This window comes from Maritimibacter sp. HL-12, from assembly GCF_900177545.1.
Classification (GTDB): domain Bacteria; phylum Pseudomonadota; class Alphaproteobacteria; order Rhodobacterales; family Rhodobacteraceae; genus Sinisalibacter.
This window is the reverse complement of the sequence record NZ_FXBQ01000001.1, coordinates 786,053-812,348: the sequence shown is the minus strand read 5'-3', so window position 1 is coordinate 812,348 and position 26,296 is coordinate 786,053. Positions and strand designations below refer to the sequence as shown.

Annotated in this window: 25 protein-coding genes and 1 tRNA gene; 12 read left to right on the top strand and 14 right to left on the bottom strand. The window is 65.5% G+C overall.

The features are described from left to right. Window positions 1-5: 5 nt before the first annotated feature. Window positions 6-353, top strand: coding sequence for an Hpt domain-containing protein (locus B9Y97_RS04140; RefSeq protein WP_176224294.1), 348 nt, complete (start codon window positions 6-8; stop codon window positions 351-353). Between the two features lie 101 nt (window positions 354-454). Here the strand turns inward: B9Y97_RS04140 and B9Y97_RS04135 are convergent, their stop codons facing one another. The 8 genes from B9Y97_RS04135 to B9Y97_RS04100 all read right to left on the bottom strand — a co-directional run bounded on the left by B9Y97_RS04135 (window position 455) and on the right by B9Y97_RS04100 (window position 11,026). Then, window positions 455-1,432, bottom strand: coding sequence for a type II secretion system F family protein (locus B9Y97_RS04135; protein ID WP_085525560.1), 978 nt, complete (start codon window positions 1,430-1,432; stop codon window positions 455-457). 12 nt (window positions 1,433-1,444) lie between these two features. Beyond that, the gene (locus tag B9Y97_RS04130; RefSeq protein ID WP_217809434.1) at window positions 1,445-2,452 is read right to left on the bottom strand and encodes a type II secretion system F family protein; all 1,008 of its coding nucleotides are present in this window, start codon (window positions 2,450-2,452) and stop codon (window positions 1,445-1,447) included. A gap of 8 nt (window positions 2,453-2,460) precedes the next feature. Beyond that, window positions 2,461-3,810, bottom strand: a complete 1,350-nt coding sequence (locus B9Y97_RS04125) for a CpaF family protein (protein WP_254900844.1) — start codon at window positions 3,808-3,810, stop codon at window positions 2,461-2,463. 167 nt (window positions 3,811-3,977) lie between these two features. Continuing rightward, window positions 3,978-5,228, bottom strand: coding sequence for an AAA family ATPase (locus B9Y97_RS04120; RefSeq protein ID WP_085525558.1), 1,251 nt, complete (start codon window positions 5,226-5,228; stop codon window positions 3,978-3,980). A gap of 57 nt (window positions 5,229-5,285) precedes the next feature. Continuing rightward, window positions 5,286-6,056 carry a Flp pilus assembly protein CpaB gene (gene cpaB / locus B9Y97_RS04115; RefSeq protein ID WP_085525557.1) on the bottom strand — a complete coding sequence of 257 codons (771 nt, stop codon included), beginning with the start codon at window positions 6,054-6,056 and terminating at the stop codon, window positions 5,286-5,288. A gap of 33 nt (window positions 6,057-6,089) precedes the next feature. After that, the gene (locus B9Y97_RS04110; protein WP_085525556.1) at window positions 6,090-6,599 is read right to left on the bottom strand and encodes an A24 family peptidase; all 510 of its coding nucleotides are present in this window, start codon (window positions 6,597-6,599) and stop codon (window positions 6,090-6,092) included. 85 nt (window positions 6,600-6,684) lie between these two features. Beyond that, a complete protein-coding gene (locus tag B9Y97_RS04105) occupies window positions 6,685-6,861 on the bottom strand; it encodes a Flp family type IVb pilin (protein ID WP_085525555.1) in 177 nt (58 codons plus the stop codon). A gap of 196 nt (window positions 6,862-7,057) precedes the next feature. After that, window positions 7,058-11,026, bottom strand: coding sequence for a PAS domain S-box protein (locus B9Y97_RS04100; RefSeq protein ID WP_085525554.1), 3,969 nt, complete (start codon window positions 11,024-11,026; stop codon window positions 7,058-7,060). Between the two features lie 681 nt (window positions 11,027-11,707). Here B9Y97_RS04100 and B9Y97_RS04095 point away from each other — a divergent pair. From B9Y97_RS04095 to B9Y97_RS04080, 4 genes are all read left to right on the top strand, one after another. Further along, window positions 11,708-13,738 carry a TadE/TadG family type IV pilus assembly protein gene (locus B9Y97_RS04095; protein ID WP_085525553.1) on the top strand — a complete coding sequence of 677 codons (2,031 nt, stop codon included), beginning with the start codon at window positions 11,708-11,710 and terminating at the stop codon, window positions 13,736-13,738. Window positions 13,739-13,755: 17 nt separating this feature from the next. Next, complete coding sequence (locus B9Y97_RS04090; RefSeq protein ID WP_176224293.1) at window positions 13,756-14,295, top strand: TadE/TadG family type IV pilus assembly protein; 540 nt, start codon at window positions 13,756-13,758, stop codon at window positions 14,293-14,295. Window positions 14,296-14,297: 2 nt separating this feature from the next. Further along, window positions 14,298-14,729: a TadE/TadG family type IV pilus assembly protein gene (locus B9Y97_RS04085; RefSeq protein ID WP_176224292.1), complete on the top strand. Its 432-nt coding sequence runs from the start codon at window positions 14,298-14,300 to the stop codon at window positions 14,727-14,729. Between the two features lie 168 nt (window positions 14,730-14,897). Further along, window positions 14,898-15,302: a response regulator gene (locus B9Y97_RS04080; RefSeq protein ID WP_176224291.1), complete on the top strand. Its 405-nt coding sequence runs from the start codon at window positions 14,898-14,900 to the stop codon at window positions 15,300-15,302. Window positions 15,303-15,319: 17 nt separating this feature from the next. Here the strand turns inward: B9Y97_RS04080 and B9Y97_RS04075 are convergent, their stop codons facing one another. Both B9Y97_RS04075 and B9Y97_RS04070 read right to left on the bottom strand, forming a co-directional pair. Then, window positions 15,320-16,033, bottom strand: coding sequence for a LuxR C-terminal-related transcriptional regulator (locus B9Y97_RS04075; protein WP_085525549.1), 714 nt, complete (start codon window positions 16,031-16,033; stop codon window positions 15,320-15,322). 281 nt (window positions 16,034-16,314) lie between these two features. Next, window positions 16,315-16,390 (bottom strand) — tRNA-Lys (locus tag B9Y97_RS04070). A 95-nt stretch (window positions 16,391-16,485) separates the two neighbouring features. Here B9Y97_RS04070 and dapF point away from each other — a divergent pair. The 4 genes from dapF to B9Y97_RS04050 all read left to right on the top strand — a co-directional run bounded on the left by dapF (window position 16,486) and on the right by B9Y97_RS04050 (window position 19,541). Beyond that, window positions 16,486-17,319 (top strand): diaminopimelate epimerase, encoded by an 834-nt coding sequence (gene dapF, locus B9Y97_RS04065; RefSeq protein WP_085525548.1) that lies wholly within the window; start codon window positions 16,486-16,488, stop codon window positions 17,317-17,319. Continuing rightward, entirely contained in the window at window positions 17,319-18,584 is a 1,266-nt protein-coding gene (mtaB, locus tag B9Y97_RS04060; protein WP_085525547.1) for a tRNA (N(6)-L-threonylcarbamoyladenosine(37)-C(2))-methylthiotransferase MtaB, read from the top strand. The genes dapF and mtaB overlap by 1 nt, the downstream gene beginning before the upstream one ends. A 71-nt stretch (window positions 18,585-18,655) precedes the next feature. After that, the gene (locus tag B9Y97_RS04055; RefSeq protein WP_085525546.1) at window positions 18,656-18,934 is read left to right on the top strand and encodes a hypothetical protein; all 279 of its coding nucleotides are present in this window, start codon (window positions 18,656-18,658) and stop codon (window positions 18,932-18,934) included. Between the two features lie 4 nt (window positions 18,935-18,938). Further along, window positions 18,939-19,541: a glutathione S-transferase family protein gene (locus B9Y97_RS04050; RefSeq protein WP_085528096.1), complete on the top strand. Its 603-nt coding sequence runs from the start codon at window positions 18,939-18,941 to the stop codon at window positions 19,539-19,541. Window positions 19,542-19,554: 13 nt separating this feature from the next. Here B9Y97_RS04050 and B9Y97_RS04045 read toward each other — a convergent pair whose 3' ends face one another. Continuing rightward, entirely contained in the window at window positions 19,555-20,052 is a 498-nt protein-coding gene (locus tag B9Y97_RS04045; protein WP_085525545.1) for a phosphatase PAP2 family protein, read from the bottom strand. A 216-nt stretch (window positions 20,053-20,268) separates the two neighbouring features. On the opposite strand from B9Y97_RS04045, the gene petA reads away from it, so the two are divergent. From petA to B9Y97_RS04030, 3 genes are read left to right on the top strand one after another with little or no spacing between them, the layout of a single operon-like run. After that, window positions 20,269-20,832 carry a ubiquinol-cytochrome c reductase iron-sulfur subunit gene (gene petA / locus B9Y97_RS04040; protein ID WP_085528095.1) on the top strand — a complete coding sequence of 188 codons (564 nt, stop codon included), beginning with the start codon at window positions 20,269-20,271 and terminating at the stop codon, window positions 20,830-20,832. Window positions 20,833-20,844: 12 nt separating this feature from the next. After that, on the top strand, window positions 20,845-22,170 hold the full coding sequence (gene petB, locus B9Y97_RS04035; RefSeq protein WP_085525544.1) for a cytochrome b: 1,326 nt from the start codon (window positions 20,845-20,847) through the stop codon (window positions 22,168-22,170). Between the two features lie 22 nt (window positions 22,171-22,192). After that, a complete protein-coding gene (locus tag B9Y97_RS04030; RefSeq protein ID WP_085525543.1) occupies window positions 22,193-23,002 on the top strand; it encodes a cytochrome c1 in 810 nt (269 codons plus the stop codon). Between the two features lie 50 nt (window positions 23,003-23,052). Here the strand turns inward: B9Y97_RS04030 and B9Y97_RS04025 are convergent, their stop codons facing one another. Genes B9Y97_RS04025 through thiB form a run of 3 tightly spaced genes read right to left on the bottom strand, consistent with a single transcriptional unit; the run spans window position 23,053 to window position 26,268 of the window. After that, window positions 23,053-23,754 carry a thiamine ABC transporter ATP-binding protein gene (locus B9Y97_RS04025; protein WP_085528094.1) on the bottom strand — a complete coding sequence of 234 codons (702 nt, stop codon included), beginning with the start codon at window positions 23,752-23,754 and terminating at the stop codon, window positions 23,053-23,055. Next, window positions 23,741-25,303 carry a thiamine/thiamine pyrophosphate ABC transporter permease ThiP gene (locus B9Y97_RS04020; protein WP_085525542.1) on the bottom strand — a complete coding sequence of 521 codons (1,563 nt, stop codon included), beginning with the start codon at window positions 25,301-25,303 and terminating at the stop codon, window positions 23,741-23,743. The genes B9Y97_RS04025 and B9Y97_RS04020 overlap by 14 nt, the downstream gene beginning before the upstream one ends. Then, complete coding sequence (thiB, locus tag B9Y97_RS04015; RefSeq protein ID WP_085528093.1) at window positions 25,279-26,268, bottom strand: thiamine ABC transporter substrate binding subunit; 990 nt, start codon at window positions 26,266-26,268, stop codon at window positions 25,279-25,281. Before thiB ends, B9Y97_RS04020 begins: the two co-directional genes overlap by 25 nt. Between the last annotated feature and the right edge of the window lie 28 nt (window positions 26,269-26,296).

The following is a 26,296-nucleotide window of genomic DNA, read 5'->3' as shown; positions in this document are numbered from 1 at the left end:
GCATGTTGGAACGCGATCAGAGGCCGCAGCCGGTTGGAGAATTTCAGGATCCGGACGCATGGATGGAGGCCTGCGAGGTGTTCGGCGAAGACGGCGCGTTGAGCCGTCTGCGCATTTTCTGCAAAGAGCTGGCGGACCATCTCGACCGGATCGAGAACGCCCGGCCAGGCAACGCGGCGCTCCGCGATATGGCCCACCGGGCCGCCGGCCGCGCCGGGATGTTCGGTTTCTTGGCGCTTGCGAGCGCTTCCGCCGACCTTGACGAGGCGGCGCGTCACGACCGCGGCGTGGCCCTCGCGCTTGAGCGCTGGATGCAGCAGGCGCAACGCGTTGCGAAGGCCGTGCCGGAGTGACCGGCGGGCGCCGGCGTCGCCAGTCGGCGCAATGCCGCCGCGAAAACCGGGCGCGAAGGCCAAGGCGTTGATGCCGGGAAGTGGGCTTGCACAGGCCATTGTCACGGCGCTCCGATCGCTTGAATGATCGCCGGGGTCGCGATCACCGCGAACAGGACCGGCAGGAAGAACAGGATCATCGGGACAGTCAGCTTCGGCGGCAGCGACGCGGCCTTCTTCTCGGCGGCAGCCATGCGGAAATCGCGGCTCTCCTTGGCCAGAACCCGAAGCGTCTGTCCCAATGACGTGCCGTATTTTTCCGATTGGATCAGGCCGATGATCGTGGCCTTGATGCTGTCCAGGCCGGTTCTCGTGCCGAGGTTCTCGTAGGCTTGCCGACGATCCGAGAGAAAGGCGAGTTCGGCGGTTGTCAGCGACATTTCCTCCGCCAGTTCCCGCGATTGTGCGCCGATCTCCTCGGCCACCTTGCGAAAGGCGGCCTCGCTGCTCATCCCCGATTCAACGCAGATCAGCAGGAGGTCGAGCGCGTCGGGCCAGCTTCGGCGCAGGCTGCCTTGCCGCTTGGAAATCAGGTTGCGCACGTAGAGCGTGGGCAACCAGTACCCGATGACCGCGCCCACGGAGGCCATGGCGGCGATGATCGGCAACGGCAGGTCGGGTTGCACCACGAGCGCGATATAGCCAAAGGCAATGCCCGGCATTGCCACCGCCGCGATCAGCCGCGAGGCGAGAAAGGTTACCAGCGGGGCGCGTCCGCGCAGGCCCGCCATTCCCAGAAGCTGCGCGGCCCCGCTTTCGTCGGCCAGCCGCTCCAGGCTCAGCCGTTCCACGATCCCGACGAAAAGACGGTTCGGCTTCTTGGCGAAGAGGTGTGAGCGCCCGGCAACCTGCGCGCCGCTGCGTGACCGCTTGCTGCGGGGTGACTGGCGCTGGCCTTGCTCGATCAGCCTGATCCGCTCCGCCAGCCGGTCGCGGGCGATCCATGGCCAGGCGACCGCAAGAATGGTGGCGAAAGTTGCGAGCGCAGCCAGCAAGATGATCGCTTGCTGAATCTGCGGGGATGTCAGTTCAATGGGCATGTCCTGTCTCCCTCACATGTCGAAGTTGATCATCTGGCGCATCACCAGCACGCCGATCACCATCCAGAGGGCGCAGGCGGCCATCACGGCGAGGCCGAGGTTGGTCTGGTAGAGAACCGCGAGGTAGTCGGGGCTGGTCAGGTGAACGAGGCCCGCCACGACCACCGGAAGCGCACCGATGATCCCTGCCGAGGTCTTTGCCTCCGCACTCATCGCCTTGACCTTGGCGTGCAGTTGCCGGCGTCCGCGCAGAACCGTGGACAGGTTGCCCAGAGCCTCGGTCAGACTGCCGCCCGCGCGGTTCTGGATCGAAACCACGATCGCGAGAAACCCGACCTCCTGAAGCGGGACGCGCTGTGCCAGACGCTCCACCGCCTCCTGGACGGGAACACCTACCGATTGGTCCTCGACAACCTGCCGAAACTCGCTGCGGATCGGGTCTTCGGTGTCGGCGGCGACGATGGCCAGGCAATCGGCCAGCGGACGCCCCGCGCGCACCCCTCGAACGATCACGTCGATCACATCGGGGAACCCCGCCGCGAATTTGGCCAGCCGCCGCCGGCGCAGGATCTCGACGTAGAGGTGCGGCAATGCGAGGCCCGCTGCCAGTGCGATGGCGGCGGCGATCAGCGGCCCCGATCCCAACGATAGGGCGAAGGCGCCGACGCCGACGACCACGCTCATGAGCCAGTAGAAAAGCGGTTTCCACGCCAGACCCGCCTCGCGCAGACGCCGCTCGAGACCCGGCCGCCGGCGTTGGTTCCTGCGCGCCCGGTGCCGCTCCTCGATCTCTTTCAACGTCTTCTCGATCGCCTTGCGACGGGTTGAGGCCTTGCCGCCCGAGGCGGTCGGGCCGCTCTCGCCGAGGCCCCCGCCAAGCGCGAGCGCGATCCGGCGCTGGCGCAATTCGCGCGCCTGGATCCAGGGCAGCATGAGGCCGAGAATCAACCCCGCCACAGCCAGTGCAACGAGCGGCAGCATCAGGAGGGAGAAGTCGAATTGTGCCATCTGCTCAGCCATGGATTGCATCAGTTCGCGACGGCCGACGCCTCAAGGGCGCGGGCAAGTCGTTCGTCTTCACCGAAATTTCTGGCGCGGTCCCAGAACGCCGGGCGTCCGATCCCGGTCGACTGATGCCGACCGAGGATCTGGCCGTTGTCGCCTTCGCCGAGCATCTTGTAGACAAAGATGTCCTGCAGGATCGGAACCTCGCCCTCCAGACCCAGAACCTCGGTGATATGGGTGATCCGCCGCGAGCCGTCGCGCAGGCGCGCGGCCTGGATGATGACGTCGATCGACGAGACCGCCATCTGCAGGATCGTCTGCGACGGCAGGTCGAAGCCGCCCATGGTGATCATCGCGCCCAGCCGCGTAAGCGCCTCGCGCGGGTTGTTGGCGTGCAGGGTGCCCATCGAGCCGTCGTGGCCCGTGTTCATCGCCTGCAAGAGATCGAAGGCCTCGGGGCCACGGACCTCGCCGACGATGATCCGCTCGGGACGCATGCGCAGGCAGTTCTTCACCAGATCGCGCATCGTCACCTCGCCGGTGCCCTCTACGTTCGCCGGTCGGGTTTCGAGCCGGACAACATGGGGCTGCTGAAGCTGAAGTTCCGCGGAATCCTCGCAGGTGACGATGCGCTCGTCCGCGCCGACGTATTTCGTGAGGCAGTTCAGGAGGGTGGTCTTGCCGGACCCGGTGCCGCCGGAGATCAGCACGTTGCAGCGGACCTTGCCGATGATCTTGAGGATCTCGGCCCCCTCGGGCGTGATCGACCCGAACTCGACGAGTTGGTCGAGCCTCAGCTTGTCCTTCTTGAAGCGCCGGATCGTCAGGCTCGGGCCGTCGATCGCCAGCGGCGGGATGATCGCGTTGACACGGCTTCCGTCCGGCAACCGCGCGTCGCAGATCGGGCTCGACTCGTCCAGCCGACGACCGACCCGGCTGACGATGCGCTGGCAGATGTTGAGAAGCTGTTCGTTGTCGCGAAAGCGGATGTTCGTCTGCAGAACCTTGCCGCCGACCTCGATGTAGATACGGTCGGTTCCGTTCACCATGATATCGGCGATGTCGTCGCGCTCCAGCAGCGGCTCCAAGGGGCCATAGCCAAGCACATCGTTGCAGATTTCTTCCGTCAGCTCGGCTTGCTCGCTTGCCGACAGCACGGCGCGTTTGGCCGCGAGGATCTCGGCCACAACGCTGCCCACCTCACGCCGCGCGGCCTGAAGGTCGAGCCGGCCGAGTTCGGTGATGTTGATCGACTCGATCAGGGCCCCGAAGATCTCTTTCTTCAGGTCCGCGTATTCGGCAGCCGTTTCCGGCGCGGCGGCCTTGATGGCAACGGGCCGCGGCGGCGGCGGTGCCTCCTGCGTCCGCGTCAACCGGAGTGGCGGGCTGCTCGGACCACGATCCGGCACCGCCACCGCCCGCGTGTTGTCGGTGGCCGAAGCTGCTGGCGCCCGTGCATCAGTGGGAGCCGTCCGTTTTCCAAAGGGTTTTGACATCATTCGTTTTTCAGAGTGCGGAGGGGGGCGATCCGGTTTCGCATTCAACGAAGCCCGAGCAGAAGGCGCAGCGGGCCGCGCGGCCGCGCCTTGCTCTGCCCGCTCAGGGACTGGGCGAGGTGCCGGACAGATCCTTGCGCCTTACTGCGGGGCGCGTGCTCGCGGAGCGCGCGCCCTTCGGCCGCGGCGGCTCCGAAGGTCACCGGATCGAACGTGATCGTCGGGCAGGTTTCGAGGCCGATGCTCTTGGCGAACTTGTCGGGCGCGATCTCCTTGCGCCGCGGCACCCGGCAACCGTTCAGGATGACCCGGGGCGGCGCATCGTTCGGACGCAGCGCTCGCAACCGCTCCAGGAGCGCCCGCACATTGCGCAGATTGGGCAGATCGGGCGCGGCCACGACGATCACCTCGTCGGCCGACGTCAGGGCATCACGGCTGCCGGGAGACCAGTCGTGCGGCAGATCAACCACGACATGGGGAAAAGATGCCCGCGCGATCTCGATCAGGCGTTCGACAGCTTCCGGGGCGGGTTCGATATCGCCGAGGGCGTCGTCGAACCCGGGCAGAACACTCAGGAATTCCCCGCGCTGAACCACCAGTCGATCGAGCAGCGCCGCATCGAGCTTGTCGGGCGCGGCGAGGTATTTTTCCAGCCCGGTTACCGGTTTCAGATCAAGGTTCACGGCCGCCGATCCGAACCGGAAGTCCAGATCGAGCAGCAAGGTCGGGCTGGACCGCTCCTCGGCGAGGGTCCAGGCGACGTTCTGCGCCAGGGTCGAGGCTCCCACGCCGCCCTTGGCGCCCACGAAAACGTAGACTTTCCCGAGCTGGGTCGCGGACTCCTGCCCGAAGAGCTTCTGGATCGTCGCGACATAGGCCAGCGGTGTGATCGCGCCGACAAGGTATTCGGCGACCCCGCGTTTCATCAATGTGCGGTAGAGGCCGATGTCATTCTCGGCACCGATCACGACAACCTTGGTCTCGGGATCGCAAATCTCCGCAAGCGCGTCGAGTTCCTTCAACAATTCCTCGCCGGTGGTGGAAACCTCGACGACGAGGAGCGACGGTGTCTGTCGTGTCGCAAAGGACCGGCGCAGCCGGTCGATCCCGCCATCGTTCACCTCGGTCTTGACCCGGGTCAGCCGACGATCCGAGCTCGCACGCTCGATCGCGCCACGGGTTGCGGCCGTCAGGCAGAACGCGGCCGCCGTCAGATGCGGCACACGGACGCTCGACGCAGCCTGCGAGGGAGTCGCGGCGGCGTCTTCGTTGACCGGGATTGCGGCATGTTTCATTTCTTGTTCCTTTGCCCAAACGGGGCGCTGTGCTGGCAATGCGACGATGGATCGAGGTCAGTTGATGACGGCGTCCTCGACGCTGGTTCCGCGACGGACCCGGATCGTCTTGGTTGGCTCCATGTCCATCATCGACGCCTGGTCGGGATTTTCGTTGAACGGTCTCAGCGACAGCGAAAGCGTGCCGGTTGCTTCAGCGGCGGTGACGGCTTCCACCTGCGGATCCGTCAGTTCGAGCGTCGCCGTCTTGCCAAGAACCGTGCCGGACTCGGTGTCTTCGGTGGTCTGGTCGATGGCCAGCACCCGAACGCCGCGCAGGATGGTGCGGCTGCGAACCTCCGAGCTGCCGGGCTCGCGCGCCGCTTTCATTGTGTGAAGCACATCGACGCGGTCGTGCGGCAGGATGAACCCGCCAGCCGTGCTTTGGGCGTTCACGTTGATCGCGACCGCGCGCATGCCGGGCATGAGGGAGCCGGCCAGAAAGCCGCTTTGCTGCGCTGCGAGCGACCAGCTCGCGATCGGCTCGCCAGCCGAGATCGCGCGGTTGGCAAAATAGCCGGTGAACTTATCGAGGGCGTCCGGCTGCGCCCCGCGTTCGATGAACTCGGACGGCACGTCCCCCGCCGGCCATGTCTGCCAGCGGAAATCCTCGGGGTTCATTCTCTGCCCACGCGGGACGCCGCGCGCGGCGACGAGAACCGCGGTGGTCACGGTCGCTGTCGGGGCCGACTCGACGACCGCGGGTTGCGGTGCGGTTTCCTGCGCCGCGATCCACGCTGCGGCACCACCAGACCCGAGGGCTATGATCAGAATGAGAGGTCTAAGCATGTCGGTTCCTCCGAGCAGCGGGACCGAGGTCGTTCAGCCCGCCAAAAGGGCCCTCGGCTGTAGCAACACGACGGCGATGGCCGCCGTCGCAATGGCAATCCCATAGGGCACGGGTGCCTTCGGATCGTGCATGGCACGGGTCCGGGGGGCTTCGAGGCGCGACGGGCCGAGCGTGCGACATGCGAGCATCACCAGGGTGAGGAGCCCACCTGCCAACGCGGTCAACAAGAGCATCGCCGGTGTTGCCGCGGGTCCGAGCCAAAGCCCGTTGACCGCAAGCAGCTTCACGTCGCCGCCGCCCATCCATCCGCGTGCGAACAGGAATAATCCGCCCGCGAGGATCGAGAGCCCGACCGCCAGCGCGGCGCTTCCGGCGGGGCCTGCCAGTTCCTGTGGCGTCTGCGCGACGCTGATCAGGTAGCCCAGCAGGAGAAAAAGAATGAGCGCATTGGGTATGCGCATCCAGATTGCATCGCTGGCACCTGCGAAGATCTGTCCGCCGATGAACCAGACTGGAGCGAAGCTCGCGATGCCCTCCTGCATGTTGATTAGTCCTACCGACGCGGCACCGCCCTGCGCCCGACCTGGGGGGGAAAGCTGGTGCAGGTGCGGTGCCGCGCCAGAGCCGTTATTCGCCGGCGGTGGTCAGTTCGGTGGAAACATCACCGAAGATGCCGGCAAGATCGGTGCCGAGCGTCGTAAGCGCGGTGATCAGCGCCACGGCGACAAGGGCAGCAATCAGGCCGTACTCGATGGCGGTCGCGCCCGATTCACTTCGTTTGAGTTTGAGGATGAGTTGCAGCATGGGTGGCTTCCTTCTTCCGTGTGTGATCCGGCCTTGCCGGCAGGGACAGCGGCCTTCGAACACCGAAGCCCCGACCGCCCTGGACGTGTCTGTCGTCTGTGATGGAAGATGCGGTCCATGAGGGCTGGAAACTAGCTGGCTTCCTGGCCTAGCCATATGGTCAGGCCATCATGTCAGCCCGCTGCGGCGCGCACATTCAGACCCTTGGCGTGCGCTTGTCCGCCAGCACTTGCTGCACCATCTGGATCAAGTCTTTGGTGCGGAAGGGTTTGTGAAGCATCGGTGTGTCACTCGGGGCCTGGCGCTCTTTTGGCAGGGCCTCGCGGGCGTAGCCCGATGTGAACAGCACCTTGAGGCCGGGATGCATCTTCTTCGCATCCCGGGCGAGTTCGACGCCGTTGACGCCGGACGGCATGACAATGTCGGTGAACAACAAGTCGATGTCGCTGCGCTTTTTCAGAAGATCGAGGGCGTCGGCTCCGTTTTTGGCCTCGACGATTCGATACCCCATCCGGCTCAGCACCGTGCGCACGAATGTCCGCAGTTCGGTGTCGTCCTCGACAACGAGGATCCGTTGGCCGCCACTAATTTCGTGGGCTTTGTGGGCTTCGCTTGGCGCGACGGTTTCCGCCTCGTCGGACGCCCGAAGGCAGAGCGTGACGGTCGTGCCTTCACCGGGTTCCGATTCGATTCTGGCATGGCCGCCGGACTGCTTCATGAGGCCATAGACCGAGCTGAGCCCCAGTCCCGTTCCGACGCTGGGATCCTTGGTCGTGAAGAAGGGTTCGAACGCGCGATCCGCGACCTCCGGCGACATCCCGCTACCATCGTCGACAACATCGACTTCGATGTATTCGCCGGGCACGCAATCGTCGGGCAACTCACCATCGGTGACCGTTACCGACCGCGTTTTGACGATGATGCAGCCATCCTCCTCGATCGCGGCCATGGCGTTGAGCATCAGATTGAGCAGCGCCGACTGCATCTTGTCGGGGTCGACATAGGCCACGGTCGGCGAGTCGGTCAGGTCGTATTCGATCTCCACGCTGGCGTCGATCGCGCGTTTGAACAGGCTGGCGGATCGCCGGATAAGCCTGTTGATATCGGTCGGGCGCAGTTCGAGCGGCTGGCGCCGCGAAAAGGCCAGCAGGTCGCTCGACACGCGGGCACCACGTTCGGCCGCGTCCTCGATCGCCTGGATCAGCGGGCGAAGCCGGGAGTCGTCGCCGAGATCGTCCAGAAGGATATCGCAGTTGCCGAGAACGATCGTGAGCAGGTTGTTGAAATCATGCGCGATGCCGCCGGTGAGCTGCCCGATGGTTTCGAGCTTCTGCGCCTGGTGCAACTGGGCGTCAAGCGCCCGCATGTCGGTGACGTCCGACATGGCCCCGACCATGCGCCGGGGCGTGCCGTCGTCATCCCGCACGATGAACGCCCTGTCGCTCAGATAGCGCCACGCGCCATCTTCCCCCCAAACCCGGTATTCCATGCGCCACGATTCCGCGTCGCTGGCCAGTGATGCATTGAGGCTCTCGGTGATCTTGAGGCGATCATCGGGATGGATACGCTCAAGAGCGTTTTCGATGCGCCGTTCCGGAATGCTGTCGTCGTGCCAATGCACGAGCAAGGGGCTGAAGACCTCATCGGAATCGCCGCTGTTCCAGATCAAGCCCGTTTTCATGTCCCAGTCCCAGATGATGTCGCTGCTCGCCATGCTCGCGAGGCGAAACTGCTCCTCGCGCGCGTGCAGGCGGTCTTCGATATCCCGCCGCCTTGACCTGTCTCGCTGAACGGCGACGAAATGCGTGCAGTTTCCGGTTGCATCGAACAGCGGATTGATATCGATCTCGGAGGTGAAACGGGTGCCATCCTTGCGGTAATTCGTCAGCTCCGCGCGCACGTGCCGGCGGTACTCGAGGGCGTCGCGGATTTCCTTCAGACGCTCCTTTTCGGTGTCGGGTCCTTGAAGAATGCGCGGCGTTGCCCCCAGGGCTTCGGCGCGGGAGAATCCGGTCGTTTTCTCGAAAGCCTCGTTCACGAAAACGATCCGCGGGCCGGGCAGGTTGATTTCGCGCGCCTCGGTGATCATCACCACATCGTTCAGCCGCGAAACCGCCGCGTCGAGCAGGCGCAGGCGTTCGCGCGCCGCACGTTCTTCGGTCCTGTCGTTGAGATAGACCGCAACGCCGGCAGGTGTCACGTGCACCGCAACGGCAATCCAGGACCCGTTGACGCCGATCTCACCCTCGAAATTCTGGCTCTCGCCGGTTTCCAACGCATCGGTGACCAACCATTTCAGCCTCGGGGCGACCTTTGCCGGCAGATCCTCCCATATGTTTTGACCGACAAGGTTTTGGTCGTGCACGCCGAGGATGCTGTGTGCCCTGTTGTTCATGTACTGGATCGCGCCGTCCTGCTTGAGAACGATGAAACCATCGCCCAGAGAGTCCACGATCGTTTGCAGCAGTGCCCGGATATCTTCGGCAGCAAACCGGGCCCTGACCAACTCCCCCACATCCTGCGTTGCCCCGTAGACCGCGATGATCTTGCCAGATGCGTCACGCTCCGCCTCGCCGATCACCCGCAGCCAGGTTTCCTGGCCGTCCAGCCTGCGGAAACTTCCGATCTCGTCAAAGCGGCTGCCCGCCCCGACGCAGGTCCAGAAGCCGCGCTCCACCCGCAGGCGCTCATCCTCATCGGTGAATCGGGCGACAACATCTTCGATCAGGAGGGTATTGCCGGTTTCGGGCCCGATCAGCTTCGCGGTGTCTCGGGTGCCGCTGAGTTTGCGCGTTGCAATTTCGTAGCGCCAACCGCCGACGCGCGCGGTGTCACCGGCCAGCCGTTCGAGCCGCAGGGATCGCGCCAGCGCCATCTCGTTGCGCTTGAGGTCGGTTACGTCTTGCACGATACCCGAGATCCCGTCTTGCGAGTCGTCCAGCACCGCCCCGCTCGGCCCGGTCCGGGAACGCAGAACGCGCACCTCTCCGTCCGCGCCAATGGCGCGGAACTCGGCGTCGGTCGTCCGGCGTTCCTCCAGGCTGCGCATCACCGCGGCATCGAAGTCACCCCGATCTTCTGGCAACACCCGCTCCCTGAATTCATCGATCCGGACGATTTCCTGCTCTTCTGGAAAACCCATGATCGCCCGCATGTGCGGAGTGGAGCGAACCGATTCCCTATCGGGAAGGAGCGTCCAGGTGCCAAGCCCGGCAAGTTCACAGGCCTGATCCAGGGCCACGGTTTTTGCCCTGAGCAGGGCTTTCACCTCATCAAGGGCTGCGTCATCGGTCGGGGCATCCTTGTCGCGGCGCGCGAGCCGCACGGCGATGAGCGATGCCGCAAGCCCGACCAGCACCGTTAGCAGCGCCAGCGCCGCGAAGATCCAGAGCGGCCCCGCCAGCAGGCCGCGCTCCGGCGACACCGCGATGACGTGGAAGGTTCGGTTGCCGAGGGCAAGGTTGCGCACCGCCACGTCGCGGATCGTTCCCGCAAGGTCGGCCCGGCCGATCTCGTTGGCCGCTGGCGCGTCGAGCCGCGCGCCGATCGACACGTCGTCGAGGCTGGAGGCAACGACGGTGTCGGACGGGTCGGTGACAACCAGCCCCGCCGCGCCATCGCCAACCCCGGCCAGCATGGGGTCCGCCATCCCGTCCAGCCGGACCCCCAAGACGACGACATTGCCGCTGTCGGCGTTGGCCGCATCGACCGGGCGCGCGACGAGCAGGACCGCATCGCCCGTCGCCGGGTTCACCTGGTGGCCGTCGTAGGCCGTGGTGCCGGTCTCGCGCATTTCGCCAAACCATGACCGGCCTGAAAGATCCCGGGCCAGCGCCTCGGCAGGGGCGACACAATCAACGCGCCCGTCCGGTCCTGCCAAGCCAATGAACGAAACGGCCCCGCCCAAGGCCGCTTGAGCCGAGGCAAGGGCATCTTCGCAGCCCGCGCCCCCGGAAGGTGCCGACGCGAGGATCGACGCCGTCGATGCCATGTGATCAAGCCTGCGGGCGAATGCCTCCGAGGCGGCCTCGGCGCGGCTGCGGAGCTGTGCCGACCGTTCCCCGGCGATCTGGCGCTCGCTGATATACGCGGCGACGGCGATAGCCAGCACCAGCGACGCGGATAGCAACACGACGAAGCGCGGCAATATTTTTTCAACTTTCATGGTTTTCGCATCAACCTTCTCTCCGGCGCGAAGGCAATTCCAGGTGATTGGGCCAAAGAGCCGACGTTCAATCTCGGTGGCGACGAGCTTGAACCTGCGAATGCGCGTGTGCGATCTGTCGTGCTTCGGCGATCACGTGCCCGCGGTGACGCCCGGGATGCTTCCCAAGCGCATTTCGAGGTGTGGAGGAGTCTAGTCATTGCGGTGCGATCCGGCCAATGGTTTCTGTTCACGGGGTTTCCGAGGGCAGAATTCTTGCCCGGACAGATTTCCAACCCCCTCGGTAAAGGGCTCAAACTGTTGAATTTCATCCCGCATCCAGGGCTCCAAAACACCATCCGCCGCCGTCCTCCGACCGCCATCCGGCCCCCCGTGATCCTGCCTTCGAGCTTCGGGAAATCAATCTGGCGGGCGGTTTTGCCCGCATCGGTCCGGGCAATCTCGCCCACGCGGTTCGGGCAAGCCGGCAACTCCCCGTCAGGGTGCGATTTCCACCACTTCGACCACGGGATGCGCGAGGCGGTGTTCCTCCGCTAGCACGAATCGCTGCAAGATCTGACTGTCCATAGGTCCGGGCCATGTGGACAGCTACAGCCCGGCAACGGGGTCCGGTAAGGTCCCGTTTTACCGTTCGATGCAGGATTCCAACCAGATCGGCTCGAGCAGTGCAGGATCAGGATCATGACGCCGGAATGCAAGGGAAGGTACGCGGCCCTGTCGTCGGTCGCAAAGGGCCTCGCGCCCGGCGCGTCGGGGCTGCGAAGCGCAACGCCAGGCAGCTTCGTCGGGGCGTTTACCAAGTGCGAAAGCGGTGCGGTTGCCGTCATTGCGGGGCTGGCGATCCCGGTGCTGCTCGGCTTTGCCGGGCTGGCGCTGGAATACGGCCAACACCTCGTGGTGCGCGCCGAGGCGCAGCGCACCGCCGATCTCGCCGCGCACGCGGGCGCCGTTGCCTATTCTCGCACCGGCGGCACCGGCCCGATGGTCGATGCTGCCAACCGGGTCGCGCGCCTGAACGGCTTCAGCGACGGTGAAATCGTCGTCGAACTCGACGCCTCGATCCCGACGGCCTCCGGGACGGCCGTCCGTGCGACGGTCACCGCGCCGAAGCTGCTCCTGTTGCCGCGCCTCGTGGGCGGCGACACCTCGGTCGATGTTGTGGCCTCGGCGGTGGCGGGCGCACTGGGGGGCGCACCGGCCTGTATTCAGGCCCTCGATCCCGATGGCAGCGGGATCAGTCTCTCCGGCGGTGCCTCGGTTCAGTCGCAAGACTGTGCGGTTGCATCGAACGCCGGGGTCGAGGCTCCCTGCGGCACCAGCATCATCACCGAAGACCTCAGCTACAATACCGGGCCGCACCCGCTTCCGGAATACTGCCAGACCATCAGGACACCCGACGGCGGCGAGACGCAGATCGTGCGTCAACCCACCTCCGATCCGCTGGCCGGCTCCGATGCGATCACGCGCGCCAGTGAGCAGATCGCGATGACGGAGGAACTCTCGGCCCCCGATCTCGCGGTCGTGGCGACAGGCCCCGATATCGACTTCGGTTGGAACCAGGGGGCCACCATCGCCCAGGCCGAGGCGATTGGCTGCACCGCGTCGTTCACGTATTCGGGCAACATCTGGACCTTTTCCTGCCCTGGCCTGTCCACCGTCAATATCGGTCGCATCACGCTTGGCGGCGGTCTGACGCTGGACTTCAACCCGGGCGCGTCGCAAGAGACGATCTACAACCTGTCGGGCGGCATCCGCAACAACGGTGCGCGGATGACCTTTGCCGGCGGCACCTACAACGTGGCCGAGGGCATCAACACCGGCGGCGGGTCGATCACCGAGTTCGGCGCCGGCACCTATCGCATCGGCCGGTCGACCCAGAACTGCAGCGGGGCATATTACAGCATCTGCAACACCAGTGAATTGGTCTTTGACGGCCCCAGCGATTTTGTCCTGCCAAGCGGCGTCTGGAACAGTGGTGGCTCGGTCCTGACCCTCGGCACGGGCACCGGCAACAGCTTCCGTTTCGGCCCATCCTCCGATGGCGATGCCATTGCGCTCGGCGGTGGGTCGCAGACCTTCATGGGCGATGTCGATGACGGCGTCTTTGAAGTCGCCGGGTGGATCGACGGCGGTGGTGGCGGCAGTTGCCTGGTGATCCCCGAGGCGGAACTCCACGAGATCAACGGGTCGATCGTAGCCTCGGGTGCGATTCGCTTCGGTGCCGGACTTTATGTCGTGAACGGATACATGCATCTCGGCGGCAACGGCGGCGGCAGCGCCATGTGCGGCGGCGAAACGATCAGCGTCGAGGCCGAAAACACCACTTTCGTGATCTCGGCGGCGGGCGTTGAGCCCGGCGGCTGGAGTTGCCGCGATCAGGCCTTTTGCGTCACTGCCGGATACAGCAACGTGCGTTTCACCGCGCCGCAATCCGGCCCCTTCACCGATCTTGCCGTGATCGGGCCGCTTGATCCGTCGCGCAACGCCGGTGCCTTGTTTGCCGCCGGGGCCAGCGGAAGCCAGATGTCTGGTGCGCTCTACTTTCCCAACGATCCGATCACCTTGACCGGGGGGGCCAGCGCCAATGCCGGGTCCGCGGGGTGCCTTCAGTTGATCGCGGCCGAAATCACCATGTCAGGCGGCACATCCGTTGCATCGGAATGTGACCTGCCGCAATCCGGAGGCGCCGGTCAGGTGGCACTCCTGCGATGACGCGGAACGGGGTTCGCATGGTCCGGTGGCTGCGCCAGAACGACAGCGGCAGTATCGCGGTCGAGTTTGCCCTCGTCGCGCCCGTCTTGATGTTCATTCTCGCCGGGGTGATCGACATTGGCAGCGCGACCCATGCCAAGCTCTCGCTCGATGCAAGGGTCACCACAACGGCGGAGTTCGCGTTGCTCCAGACCACACCCGGCGATCAAGCGGCGGCGGAAGATCTGGCCGTGAGGCTTGTCAACTTGCTGAGGGGCGGTGCAGACGAAACCGCCGAAGTGGTTGTCAACAATGCCGCCAGCGCGGCGTGGAACGGTTCCGAGGTCACCACGGCTTCCCGACCGGGCGACGCGTCGATGTGCTACTGTCCAACCCTCATGGAGAACGATATCGCCTGGGGACAGGCGACCGACTGCGGCACACCATGCGCCTCTGGCGACAGCGCCGGGCACTTCGTTCAGGTTTCCGCAACGACCCGCCATTCCACGATCTTTCCGGGCTATGCCTTCATCGACGGCGATCGGGTCGAGACACGTTCCGTGCTGAGGATGCCGTGACCTTGAGGCGCGCCATCAGGGCATTTCTGTTCAATACACGTGGTGCCGTTGCGATCGAGTTCGCCGCCATCGCGCTGCCGCTGATGCTTCTGTTGGGCGGGTCGATCGAAGTCAGCCGGTATGTCTGGACACGGCTTGCGTTGCAGGATGCGGCGTCGACCGGGGCCCGCTGTGTCGGCCTGCGCCTCGCGCCCTGCTTTGCGGCGGAAAACATGGATGCGAGCGGGACGGTCGGCTTTGTGCAGGCGCAGGCCGGTGCCTGGGCAATCGAGATCCCGGAAGGGTCGGTCACACCCGAGGCGGCCACGGCCTGTCATGGCGTGGCCGATTTCGCCAAGATCGAGATCCGTCACCGCTTCACCGACGTTCTGGCGATCCTGCCTGAAACCTGGATCGACGTGGAAGCCTGTTTTCCCGTCATGCCGTCGGAGTGACCGTGGCGACCGTGGATGAGGGTCCTTGCCGAACGACGGGGACGTGGCCGGGCGCGGGTTCTTCGGGGCAGACCCTTGCGCGAAGCTGTTTCCGCCTGCATGATGACGGTGCCAGGGCCATTCGGGCTCGTTGGTTGGTCCGATTTTTTTCGCAATGGAAGCCGTCAGATGAACGCAGCTTCACAGGTGCTCATCGTCGATGACGATCAGATGATGCTGGATTTCACAGCGCGCGCGCTGCTTTCGCTCGGCTATGAATCTGCCACCGAAACAGATGCCGCGATCGCACTGCGCTTGCTCGAAGAGAACCTGCAGATCCGGGTTCTGGTCATAGATCTGCGTCTGAAGGTGGGATCGGAGGGCGCGCAGATCGCGCGCCAGGCTCTTGCGATCCGGCCCGATATCCGCGTGCTGCTCACCTCGGGCGATCCCGCTGCGCTGCAGTTCGCCGGTCGGGATATGCCGCAGGATGTCGAGCTGTTGCCAAAACCCTACCGCCGGCACGATCTTGCCGCCCGGATGTCGCGCTTCATCGACCCGGATGCAGCGACCATCGGGGCCGGGTTGAAATAGCCGGACCGGATGCCGGTTCAATCGCTGTCTCTGAGAAGGTGAGCGCCGATCATCGCGGCCTCGACCCGGTTTGATGCTCCGAGGACGCGGAAGATGAAAGACATGTGAAACTTGACAGTGCTCGGGTTGATGCCAAGCGCCCGCGCGATCCCCTTGTTGGACTGGCCCGCCACCAGAAGGCGAAGCACCTCCAACTGCCGGGGAGTCAACGCGGCGAGCGAGACGGAGGAACGATCGGTCTCGGGGTCCCTCGCGGTCTGCTCGGGCTCCAGTTCCGGCGTGAACGGCGGGATGTAAACCGCCCCGTCGGCAATCTTCTGGAGCGCCGTCTCCGTTTCGCCGATGCCGAGACCCTTGTTGATGAAGCCATGGGCGTTTGCCGAGAGCGCCATCAGGATATCTTCCCGAGCCCTGGAGGCCGACAGCACCACGAGCCGGATATCGGGTTGTGTGGCCTTCACGGTTTCGAGCAATTTTCGATTGTCGATCCCGGGCATGTTCAGATCGACGAGTCCCAGACCGAATTGGGAGTCGTTGGAGAGCTGTGCAATCGCATCCCCGGCCGTCGCGCAGGTGACGACTGACTCAACCCCGAACCTGTCGCGCAGCACCGTTTCAATGGCGACACGAAAGAACTCGTCGTCATCGATGACAATGACGGGCGAGAGCGTTGACAGACTGATTTGCGTCGACATCGGGCGAGCCTCGAACTGATTGAAAATCGTTGCCATTTGCCCAGACTCCAAGTCTAATTGGAGTTGACGGTCGAAATCAAGCACCCGCTGCGCTTGGAAACCGGACCGCGCCTGATGCGCGAGAACCGCGGGTCGGGCGGCATCCCGCCCCGGCCTGAAATCCCCGTAGCACCCTGAAGACGTGTTGCGAAACGGGTAGGGTGGCTCGGGCGCGCCCGATCCTGGGTGCTGGTCGGCAATATCAGCAAACCCCTTGAATGCACCAATCCCCGGACGATGCCCAGGAAGGGGTTTTCGTTTGAAACGAGGTGCTTCAGTGGTGAGCCGTGCAGGATTCGAACCTGCGACCCACTGATTAAAAGTCAGTTGCTCTACCAACTGAGCTAACGGCCCACTGCGGAGCGGTGACTAGAACGCAGGTCCCATGGGGTCAAGCGAAAAATCCTTCTGATCTGGCGAATCCGGTTTGCCGGGCGTATATGGCGGGAATGGACAGCGCGTACCCGGATCAGGGCCTTGCCTTCATGAAATGGCATGGGGCCGGAAATGACTTCGTGATCATCGATTCACGCGGGCGGGAGCCTGTTGTCACCGAGGCCTTGGCGCGCGCGCTGGGCGACAGGAACCGGGGTGTCGGGTTCGACCAGCTTGCCGAGATGCGCGACAGCGACGTGGCAGATATCGACCTCGATTTCTGGAATGCCGATGGCAGCCGCGCCGGGGCCTGTGGCAATGCCACGCGCTGCGTTGCACGCTACCTGCTCGACAAGACGGGCCGCGAGACCCTCTCGCTGCGCACCGAACGCGGCGTGCTGGAAGCACGCCTGATCGAGGGCGCGGTGCATGTGAACATGGGCCACCCCCAGACCGACTGGCGCGAGGTGCCGCTGGCGCACGCGGCCGATACCGCGCATCTGCCGCTCGACGGCGATCCGGTGGCGGTGGGCATGGGCAATCCGCACGCGGTGTTCTTCGTCGATGACGCCGAGGCGGTCGACGTCGCCGGGATCGGGCCACGCATCGAGCGTGACCCGCTGTTTCCCGAGCGCACCAACGTGGAGTTTGCCGAAGTACGCGGCCCGGACGAGATCCGCATGCGGGTTTGGGAGCGGGGCACCGGGATCACCCTCGCCTGCGGCTCGGGGGCCTGCGCCACCGCGGTGGCCGCCGTGCGGCGCGGGCTGACCGGGCGCGAGGTGCGCATGGAGGTCGATGGCGGCTGGCTGGCGCTCGACTGGCGCGAGGATGGCGTCTGGATGACCGGCCCCACCGCGCATGTGTTCGACGCGGTGCTCACCCGGGATTTCCTGGAGGGCATCTGATGGCTGCCAAACCCCCGGTTTTCGCCACCCTTGGCTGTCGCCTGAACGCCTACGAGACCGAGGCGATGAAGGCGCTCGCGGAGCGGGCGGGCGTCGAGGGCGCGGTGGTGGTCAACACCTGCGCGGTCACCGCCGAGGCGGTGCGCAAGGCGCGCAAGGAGATCCGCCGGCTCAGGCGCGAGAACCCCGATGCTAGGCTGATCGTCACCGGCTGCGCCGCCCAGACCGAGCCTGAGACTTTCGCCGCGATGGGCGAAGTCGACGCGGTGATCGGCAATGCCGAGAAGATGCAGCCCGAAACCTGGGCCGGGCTGATGGCGTCCACCGAGAAGGTGCGGGTCGACGATATCATGTCGGTCACCGAGACTGCCGGGCACCTGATCGACGGCTTCGGCACCCGCAGCCGGGCCTACGTGCAGGTTCAGAACGGCTGCGATCACCGCTGCACCTTCTGCATCATCCCGTTCGGCCGCGGCAATTCGCGCTCGGTGCCGGCCGGCGTGGTGGTCGAGCAGATCAAGCGGCTGGCCGGTGCCGGTTTCAACGAGGTCGTGCTCACCGGGGTCGACTTGACAAGTTGGGGCTCCGATCTGCCTGGCGAGCCACGGCTTGGCGATCTCGTGATGCGCATTCTGAAGCTGGTGCCCGATCTGCCTCGATTGCGGATCTCATCGATCGACAGCATCGAAGCGGATGACAACCTGATGCAGGCCATCGCCACCGAACCGCGCCTGATGCCGCATCTGCACCTTTCGCTCCAGCATGGCGACAACCTGATCCTGAAGCGGATGAAGCGGCGGCACTCGCGCGACGATGCCATCGCCTTCACCGAGGAGGCCCGCCGCCTGCGCCCCGGCATCACCTTCGGGGCCGACATCATCGCCGGGTTCCCGACCGAAACCGAGGCGCATTTCGCCAATTCTCTCAAGCTGGTCGAGGAATGCGGGCTGACGTGGCTGCACGTCTTCCCCTATTCGCCGCGCTCGGGCACGCCCGCGGCGCGGATGCCGCAGGTGGCGGGTGGCGCGATCCGCGGCCGTGCCGCGCGTCTGCGCGAGGCGGGGCAGGCGCGGGTTGCCGCGCACCTGGCGGGGCAGGTGGGACAGCGGCACAGCGTGCTTATGGAAAACCCGCGCATGGGGCGAACCGAACACTTCGCGGAGGTGGTCTTTGCCAGCGACCGGCCCGAAGGGCGGATTGTTGCGGCAATGATCGAGGGGCATGACAGCGCCCGCCTGATCGGCGCCGATGCGCCAACCGGTTGAAGCCACGCGCAAAGGCGTGGACAGAACCGGTGCCGCTGCCTAGATTCGAGTTTGCCCACTGGGAGAACGCCATGCCTCTGCCTCTCGCCCCGATCACCGCCATCGCGTTGCGCTACGGCACCGTCGCCCTGGCCACCTATGCCGTGGCCCGCAGCATCGAGCGTGGCCGCCGCGACCAGCGCGCCGAAGATGCCTTTGATGAAACCCCCGAGGGGCTGACCGCGCGGCGCGAGGATGAACAGCTCAACGCCACCGGCCGGTTGCGGCGGGTGATCCGGTTTGGCCCGAGCGGCCCCGGCATCGAGATCGACGCCAGCGCGCTCGGTCGGGTCCGGTTCCGGAGAGTCTAGGATGATGCAACTGCTCTACGCATCGGCTTCGCCCTACGTGCGCAAGGTCCGGGTGGCTCTGCATGAACTGGACATGAGCGAGGGGGTGGAACTGGTCGAGGTTGCCACCTCGCCGACCAGGCCCGCGCCCGAGGTTTCGGCGGCCCACGCGCTGAAGAAGATCCCCGCGCTGATCCGCCCGGATGGCTGCACGCTCTACGACAGCCGGGTGATCACCCGCTATCTTGACGCGCGGGCGGAGGGGCGGCTCTACCCCGACAGCCACGTCTGGGAAACCCTGACGCTGGAAGCCACTGGCGACGGCATCATGGATGCGGCGGTGCTGATGGTCTACGAGGGCCGCTGCCGCCCGGAAGACAAGCAGGACAAGGGCTGGCTCGATGCGCAATGGGCCAAGATCGAAAACGCGCTCGATGCGCTCAACGCGCGCTGGATGAGCCACCTTGCCGGGCCGCTCGACGCCGGGGTGATCTCGGTCGGCTGCGCGCTCGGCTACCTCGACTTTCGCCACCCCGGCCGCCCATGGCGCAAGGATCGCGACGGTCTGGATGACTGGTTTGCGGTTTTCTCCGAACGCGCGAGCATGAAGGCGACATTCCCGGCCTGACGAATCCGCGACCTCAGGCTAAGCCCCGTCTCTTGCGATTGCGCCAGAGCCGCTCAAACCCGAAACCCACGATCCAGCCTGCGAGCACCTGCCAGGCGTTGTGCGCGCCCGCGTCCACCCGGCTGGCCCCGGTGAATCCTGCTGCAACGATCAGCCCCACCCGCATCGCCGGGTTCGCGGCAATGCAATCATGCACCAATGCGCTTGCCCCGAAAGCGGCATGGGCGCTGTGTGCCGAGGGGAAGCCGCGTTCGCCTCCGCGGGGTCGGGCGTTGATCTCGGCATCTGCCAATGCGGACTTGGTGCCCTGTACCGTGGCCTCCATCGCCGCGAAGCGCAGCAGGGTTTCGGGCCATGTGCCATTTGCGATGGAGCAGATGCCGGCCAGGGCGGGCAAGGTCCAGGCGATGCGATCGCCCCAACGTTCCGGCACCGGCGGAACGGTTGCCAAAGCCGCCGCAAAAATCACCAGAATCAGAAGGTTGCGCCACTTTCTCAGCCAGTCAGACATCTGCGTCCCTCCCGGTGGGGAACTCTATTCGGCCATCTGGTGCCCGTCCAGCCGAAGTGAACCTGCGACGATCCGGCCCATGATTCGCTGGCCTGCGCGCGATTGTCCGCTGGACTGGCGGATTTTCGCGCGCTAAACACCCGCGCAATGGGCTGCGGGTAACTGTGGCCCGTGGTCTTTTGGCCGCGCCTGCGGCTCAAGAAGGGAGAAGATCTCGTGTCACACGCAGACGATCACGAAGGAACCCGCAGGGATTTCCTCTATTACGCAACGGCCGGGGCCGGTGTCGTGGCCACGGGCGCCGCGGTCTGGCCGCTGGTGAACCAGATGAACCCCTCCGCAGACGTGCGCGCCCTGGCCTCGATCCGGGTCGATATCGCCGATGTGGTCGAAGGCAGCCAATTGACGGTGAAATGGCTCGGCAAGCCGGTGTTCATCCGCCACCGCACCGATGATGAAATCGAGCGTGCGCGCAGCGAAGACATCGAGGGCATGCCCGATCAGTTCGCGCGTAACGACAATGCCGACCCGAGCCTCGATGCCTCCGATGAGAACCGCACCCTCGATGAAGAGGGCCGCTGGCTGGTGATGATGGGGGTCTGCACCCATCTCGGCTGCGTGCCGCTCGGCAACGGTGCCGGTGAATACAACGGCTGGTATTGCCCCTGCCACGGCTCGCACTACGACGCGTCTGGCCGCATTCGCAAAGGCCCCGCGCCTGAAAACCTGCCCATTCCGGTCGCCGAATTCGTTGACGAAACGACGATCAAGCTGGGCTAAGGGAGGAAACACATGTCCGGTATTCCGCACGACCACTACGAGCCGAAGGGACGGTTCGCGACGTGGCTTCACAACCGCCTCCCGATTGTGGGGCTCGCCTATGACACCTTGATGATCCCCACCCCGAAAAACCTCAACTGGTGGTGGATCTGGGGTATCGTCCTGGCCTTCACCCTGGTGTTGCAGATCGTCACCGGCATCATTCTGGTGATGCACTACACCCCGCATGTCGACCTGGCCTTTGCCTCGGTCGAACACATCATGCGCGATGTGAACGGTGGCCACATGCTGCGCTACATTCACCAGAACGGCGCGTCGCTGTTCTTCGTGGCTGTCTACATCCACATCTTCCGCGGCCTCTACTACGGCTCCTACAAGTCGCCGCGCGAAGTGACCTGGATCATCGGCATGCTTATCTACCTCGCGATGATGGCAACCGGTTTCCTAGGCTACGTTCTGCCCTGGGGGCAGATGTCGTTCTGGGGTGCCACGGTGATCACCGGCCTGTTCGGCGCGATCCCCTTCGTGGGCGAAGCGATCCAGACCTGGCTGCTCGGCGGCCCGGCGGTCGACAACGCTTCGCTGAACCGCTTCTTCTCACTGCACTACCTGCTGCCTTTCGTGATCGTCGCGCTCGTCGCGGTGCACATCTGGGCCTTCCACACCACCGGCAACAACAACCCGACCGGCGTGGAAGTGCGGCGGGCCTCGAAGCAGGAAGCCGAGAAGGACACCCTGCCGTTCTGGCCCTACTTCGTGATCAAGGACCTGTTCGCGCTGGCGCTCGTGCTCTTGGTGTTCTTCGCCATCGTCGGCTTCATGCCGAACTACCTCGGCCACCCCGACAACTACATCGAGGCCAACCCGCTTTCGACGCCCGCGCACATCGTGCCGGAATGGTATTTCCTGCCGTTCTACGCGATCCTGCGGGCCTTCACCGCGGATGTCTGGGCGGTGCAACTGGTGAGCTTTGTCACCGGCGGTATCGTCGATGCGAAGTTCTTCGGCGTGCTCGCGATGTTCGGTGCCATCCTGGTGATGGCGCTGGCCCCGTGGCTCGACACCTCGAAAACCCGTTCGGGTGCCTACCGGCCGATGTTCAAGTTCTGGTTCTGGCTGCTGGCAATCGACTTCATGGTTCTGATGTGGGTTGGCGCGCAATCGACCGACGAGCCCTATGCCACGATCTCGCTGATCGCTTCGGCCTACTGGTTCGCCTACTTCCTCGTGATCCTGCCGCTGCTTGGCTGGACCGAGAAGTCGAAGACGCCGCCGGCAACCATCGAGGAAGACTTCAACCACCACTACCCCGAAGCCTCCGGCTCGGCGGCTGAGTGAGCGTAGAGAAAGGATCAACGAAATGATCAGGAAACTCACCCTCACCGCGATCACCGCCATGTCACTGGCCTTCGGCGGTGGCGCGGCTCTGGCTGCGGGCGAAGGCGGACACATCGACGATTACGCCTTCTCCTTCGAGGGGCCGTTCGGCACCTATGACCAGCAGCAGCTTCAGCGTGGTCTCAAGGTCTACACCGATGCCTGCTCCGCCTGTCACGGTCTGCGCTACGTGCCGCTCCGCACGCTCGCCGATCCGGGCGGGCCGGCCTACACGGAAGCAGAGGTGCGCGCCTTTGCGGCCGAGTATTTCGAAGTGTTCGACGAGGAACTCGACGATTACCGGCCGGCAACCCCCGCCGACCACTTCCCGACCGTGTCGGGCGAGGGCATGGGGCCGGACCTTTCGCTGATGGCGAAGGCCCGCGCGGGCTTCCATGGCCCCTACGGGTTGGGCATCAACCAGCTCATCAAGGGTATTGGTGGCGCGGAATACATCACCAGCTACCTCCTCGGCTACACCGGTGAGGAAGACGAGGTGGCGGGCCAGTTCCTCTATGAGAACACCGCCTATTCCTCGGGCTGGGTGCAGATGGCACCGCAATTGTTCGAAGGTCTCGTCGAGTACGACGACGGCACCCCGGCGACCGAAGAACAGATGGCGAAAGACGTCGCCGCCTTCCTGATGTGGACGGCGGAGCCGAAGATGATGGCGCGCAAGCAGGCCGGTATCGTGGCGGTGACGCTGCTCGTGCTGCTCACCACGCTGCTCTATCTCGCCAACAAGAAGCTGTGGTATCCGGTCAAGCACGGCGGCAAGCAGGCACGGCTCTGATCGGGCTTTGAGAATCGGGAAAGGGCGCTCTTCGGAGCGCCCTTTTCGTTTCAGCCCGGTTGGCCAAGATAGTCGCGCAGCGCCTCCGGCGGATCGGCGAATATTTCCGACGTCGGCACCGGCGGATGCGCCGCGCCATCCGCGACAAGGATCACCCCGTCGGCCAGCGCCTTTGCGTCTGCGGGTTCGTGGCTGACGGTGAGCAGCGTCGCGCCGGTTTCGCGTACGATCTCCGCCACGAGCGCCAGCATTTCGACCCGCAGGGCCGGGCCCAGTGCGCCGAAAGGTTCATCGAGCAGCATCAGCGGTTTGCGGCGCAACAGAGCGCGCGCAAGCGCGACCCGCGCGGCCTGTCCGCCGGAAAGCTGACCGGGCTTGCGCGCCGCGAGGCCCTCCAGCCCAACCCGGTCCAGCGCCTCCTCCACCGCTATGTGCTGCGCCTTGTCGAGCCTCAGGTCGGGCCGCAAACCCAGACCGACATTCTGGGCGGCGGTCAGGTGCGGAAACAGGTTGTTGTCCTGGAACAGGATCGAAACCGGCCGCGACGCCGGGGGCAGCGGCGTGATGTCGGCGCCGTCCCACAGGACGCGGCCCGCAGCCAGTGGTTGAAACCCGGCAATCGCGGCCAGCAGGGTCGATTTCCCTGCCCCGGAAGGGCCGAGCACGGCAACCCGCGCGCCGCGCTCGATGCGGAAGTCGGCCCGCAGTTTCCAGTCGCCCCATTGCACAAGCACATGGTCAAGCGTCAGCATCGAGACGGCCTCCCCGGTCGAAGATCCAGAACAGCGCGAGCGAGAGCGCCAGCAGAACCAGCGCCGCCCCGGCTGCAAGGTCCATCCGGTAGGCCGCCATCAGCCGGTAGAGCGTGAGCGGCAAGGTGCCCTCGTCGGGCGCGGCAAACATTGCCACGACCCCGAGATCGCCCATGCTGAGCGCGGCCGCAAGGCCAGTGGCAAAGCCGAGCGGACGGCGCAGGCGTGGCAGCCAGAGGTGGCGCAGCCGCGCCCACCCGGTCATCCCGAGCCCGTCCGCGAGTTGCCCGAAATCGGCCTCGACCTGGCTCAGCGCCGGCATCAATGCACGCAACGCGAAGGGCAGTGCCATCACCGCGTTGACAAGCGCCGTCACCGGCAGCGCAAGGCGAGAGGGATCGACGAAGGGAAACAGCAGGATGAACAGCCCGGTGCCGATCACCAGCGGCGAAGCGGCGATGGTGAGCGTGCCGATCCCCTCGGCGAGCTTCGAGCGGCGGTGCTGGGCGAGGGCGGCAATCGGCAGGGCGAGCGCGAGCGTCAATGCAGCCGAGGCCAGCGCCACGGCCAGCGAGCGCAGCGCCGCCCAGCCGACCGAGGCAGGCAGGTGCAAAAGCGTGGGGAGCCCGTCGCGCGCGATCATCGCGAGCGGCAGGATCAGAAAGAGCGCGGCAAGACCGATCAGCGCGGCGTCCTGGATCCGCAGGAGCGGGGTGGCGGCGTCCCACCGTGTTACCGCCCGGTCAAGCCCAGCGCCGGAACCTTCAGGCAGGCTCACGCGCAGCGCGATAATCGCGGCGGCACCCGCCACGCCGACCTGCACCAGCGCCAGAAGCGCCGCCTTGCCGAGATCGAAATCGAAGCGAAAGGCCTGGTAGATCGCCAGCTCGATCGTTGTCGCACCAGGCCCGCCCCCCAGCGTGAGGGCCACGGCAAAACTGGTGAGACACAGCAGGAAGATCACGAGGAAGGCCCCGGGCAGAACCTGCCGCAGCATCGGACGCTCCAGCGTGCGGGCGATGTCGGCGGGGGCAAAGCCGAGCGAGGCCGCGAGCCGGAAGCGTTCGGCGGGCATCGCCAGCCAGCCTTGCAGGATCAGCCGCGTGGCGAGCGGCAGGTTGAAGAACACATGCGCGATGACCACGCCGTGAAAGCCGTAGATCGAGATCGGCTCCAGCCCGAGCCAGCCCAGCGCGGTGCTGAAAATCCCGGCGCGGCCGAACACCGCGATGAGCCCGAGCACCGCCACGATGACCGGCAGGATGAAGGGCGCGCCGAGCAGCGTGATCAACACGCTCCGGCCGGGAAAGCGGCGGCGCGCCAAGGCCCGCGCCACCGGCACGGCGAGCGCCACCGAGAGCGCCGCCGACAGCGTGGCCTGCACCAGCGTGAAGCGGATCGCGGCCCAGTCGGCGGGGCCGAGGCCGGCGGCCGCTTCTGCCCGCAGCGTCACCGCCACGAGCGTGCCCAGCACCAGCGCGAGCACGAGGGCGAGCGCAGCCGCCCCCGTGACGTCGGCGCGGCTCAGCGGGCCGAGGCTGCGAGCCATTCCGCCAGGGCTTCGTCGCGCATTTCGCGGGCCTCATCGCCGAGGTAGAGCAACGAGGTGTCGGGCTTTGCCAGCGTCTCGAATCCCTCGGGCAAGCCGCCCTCCGGGGTCACCGCCGGATACATCCAGTTGGTTTCCGGGATCAGCGCCTGGAAGGCGTCCGACAGCATGAATTCGAGGAAGTCGTCGGCGAGGTCCGGCTGATCGCTGCTGGCGAGCTTCGCCGCCACCTCGATTTGCAGGTAATTGCCTTCGTCGAAGGCCGCCGCCGACTTGCTGTCATCGTCCTCGGCGATCAGGTGATAGGCCGGCGACGTTGTGTAGGACAGCACCATGTCGGCCTCGCCTTCGAGGAACATGCCGTAGGCCTCCGTCCAGCCCTTGGTGACCGTCACGATCTGCGGGTTCAGCCGCGCCCAAGCATCGGCGGCCTCGTCGCCGTAGACCGATTTCATCCAGAGCAGCAACCCGAGGCCGGGGGTCGAGGAGCGCGGGTCCTGGATCAGCAGCGAGTGGTCCGAGGCGATGAGATCCTCGAAGGAGCTTGGCGGCTCGGGCACGTTTTCCTTGTCGTAGACGAAGGCGAACCAGCCCCAATCGAAGGGGATGAAGGTATCGTCGTTCCACGCGATCGGCAGGTCGAGCGCGGGCGTGTCGATCTGGGCGGGCGCAAACAGCCCGGTTTCGCTCGCTGCGGCCGTCAGGTTGGTATCGAGGCCGAGGGCGATATCGGCCGGGCTGCGCGCGCCTTCCAGCCGCAACCGCGCGAGAATCTCGGCACCGTCGCCGACCGAGACGAATTGCAGATCGCAGTCGCAGGTTTCCTCGAAGGCGGCCTCCACCGCCGGGCCGGGGCCCCATTCGGCAACGAAACTGTCGTAGGTGTAGATCGTGAGCACGGGGGTTTCCGCCATGGCCACGCTGGCCAAGGTGGATAGTCCCGCTGCGATGGTGAGTGCTTTCATGTCATCCTCCATACGGGCGGGCGGCGTT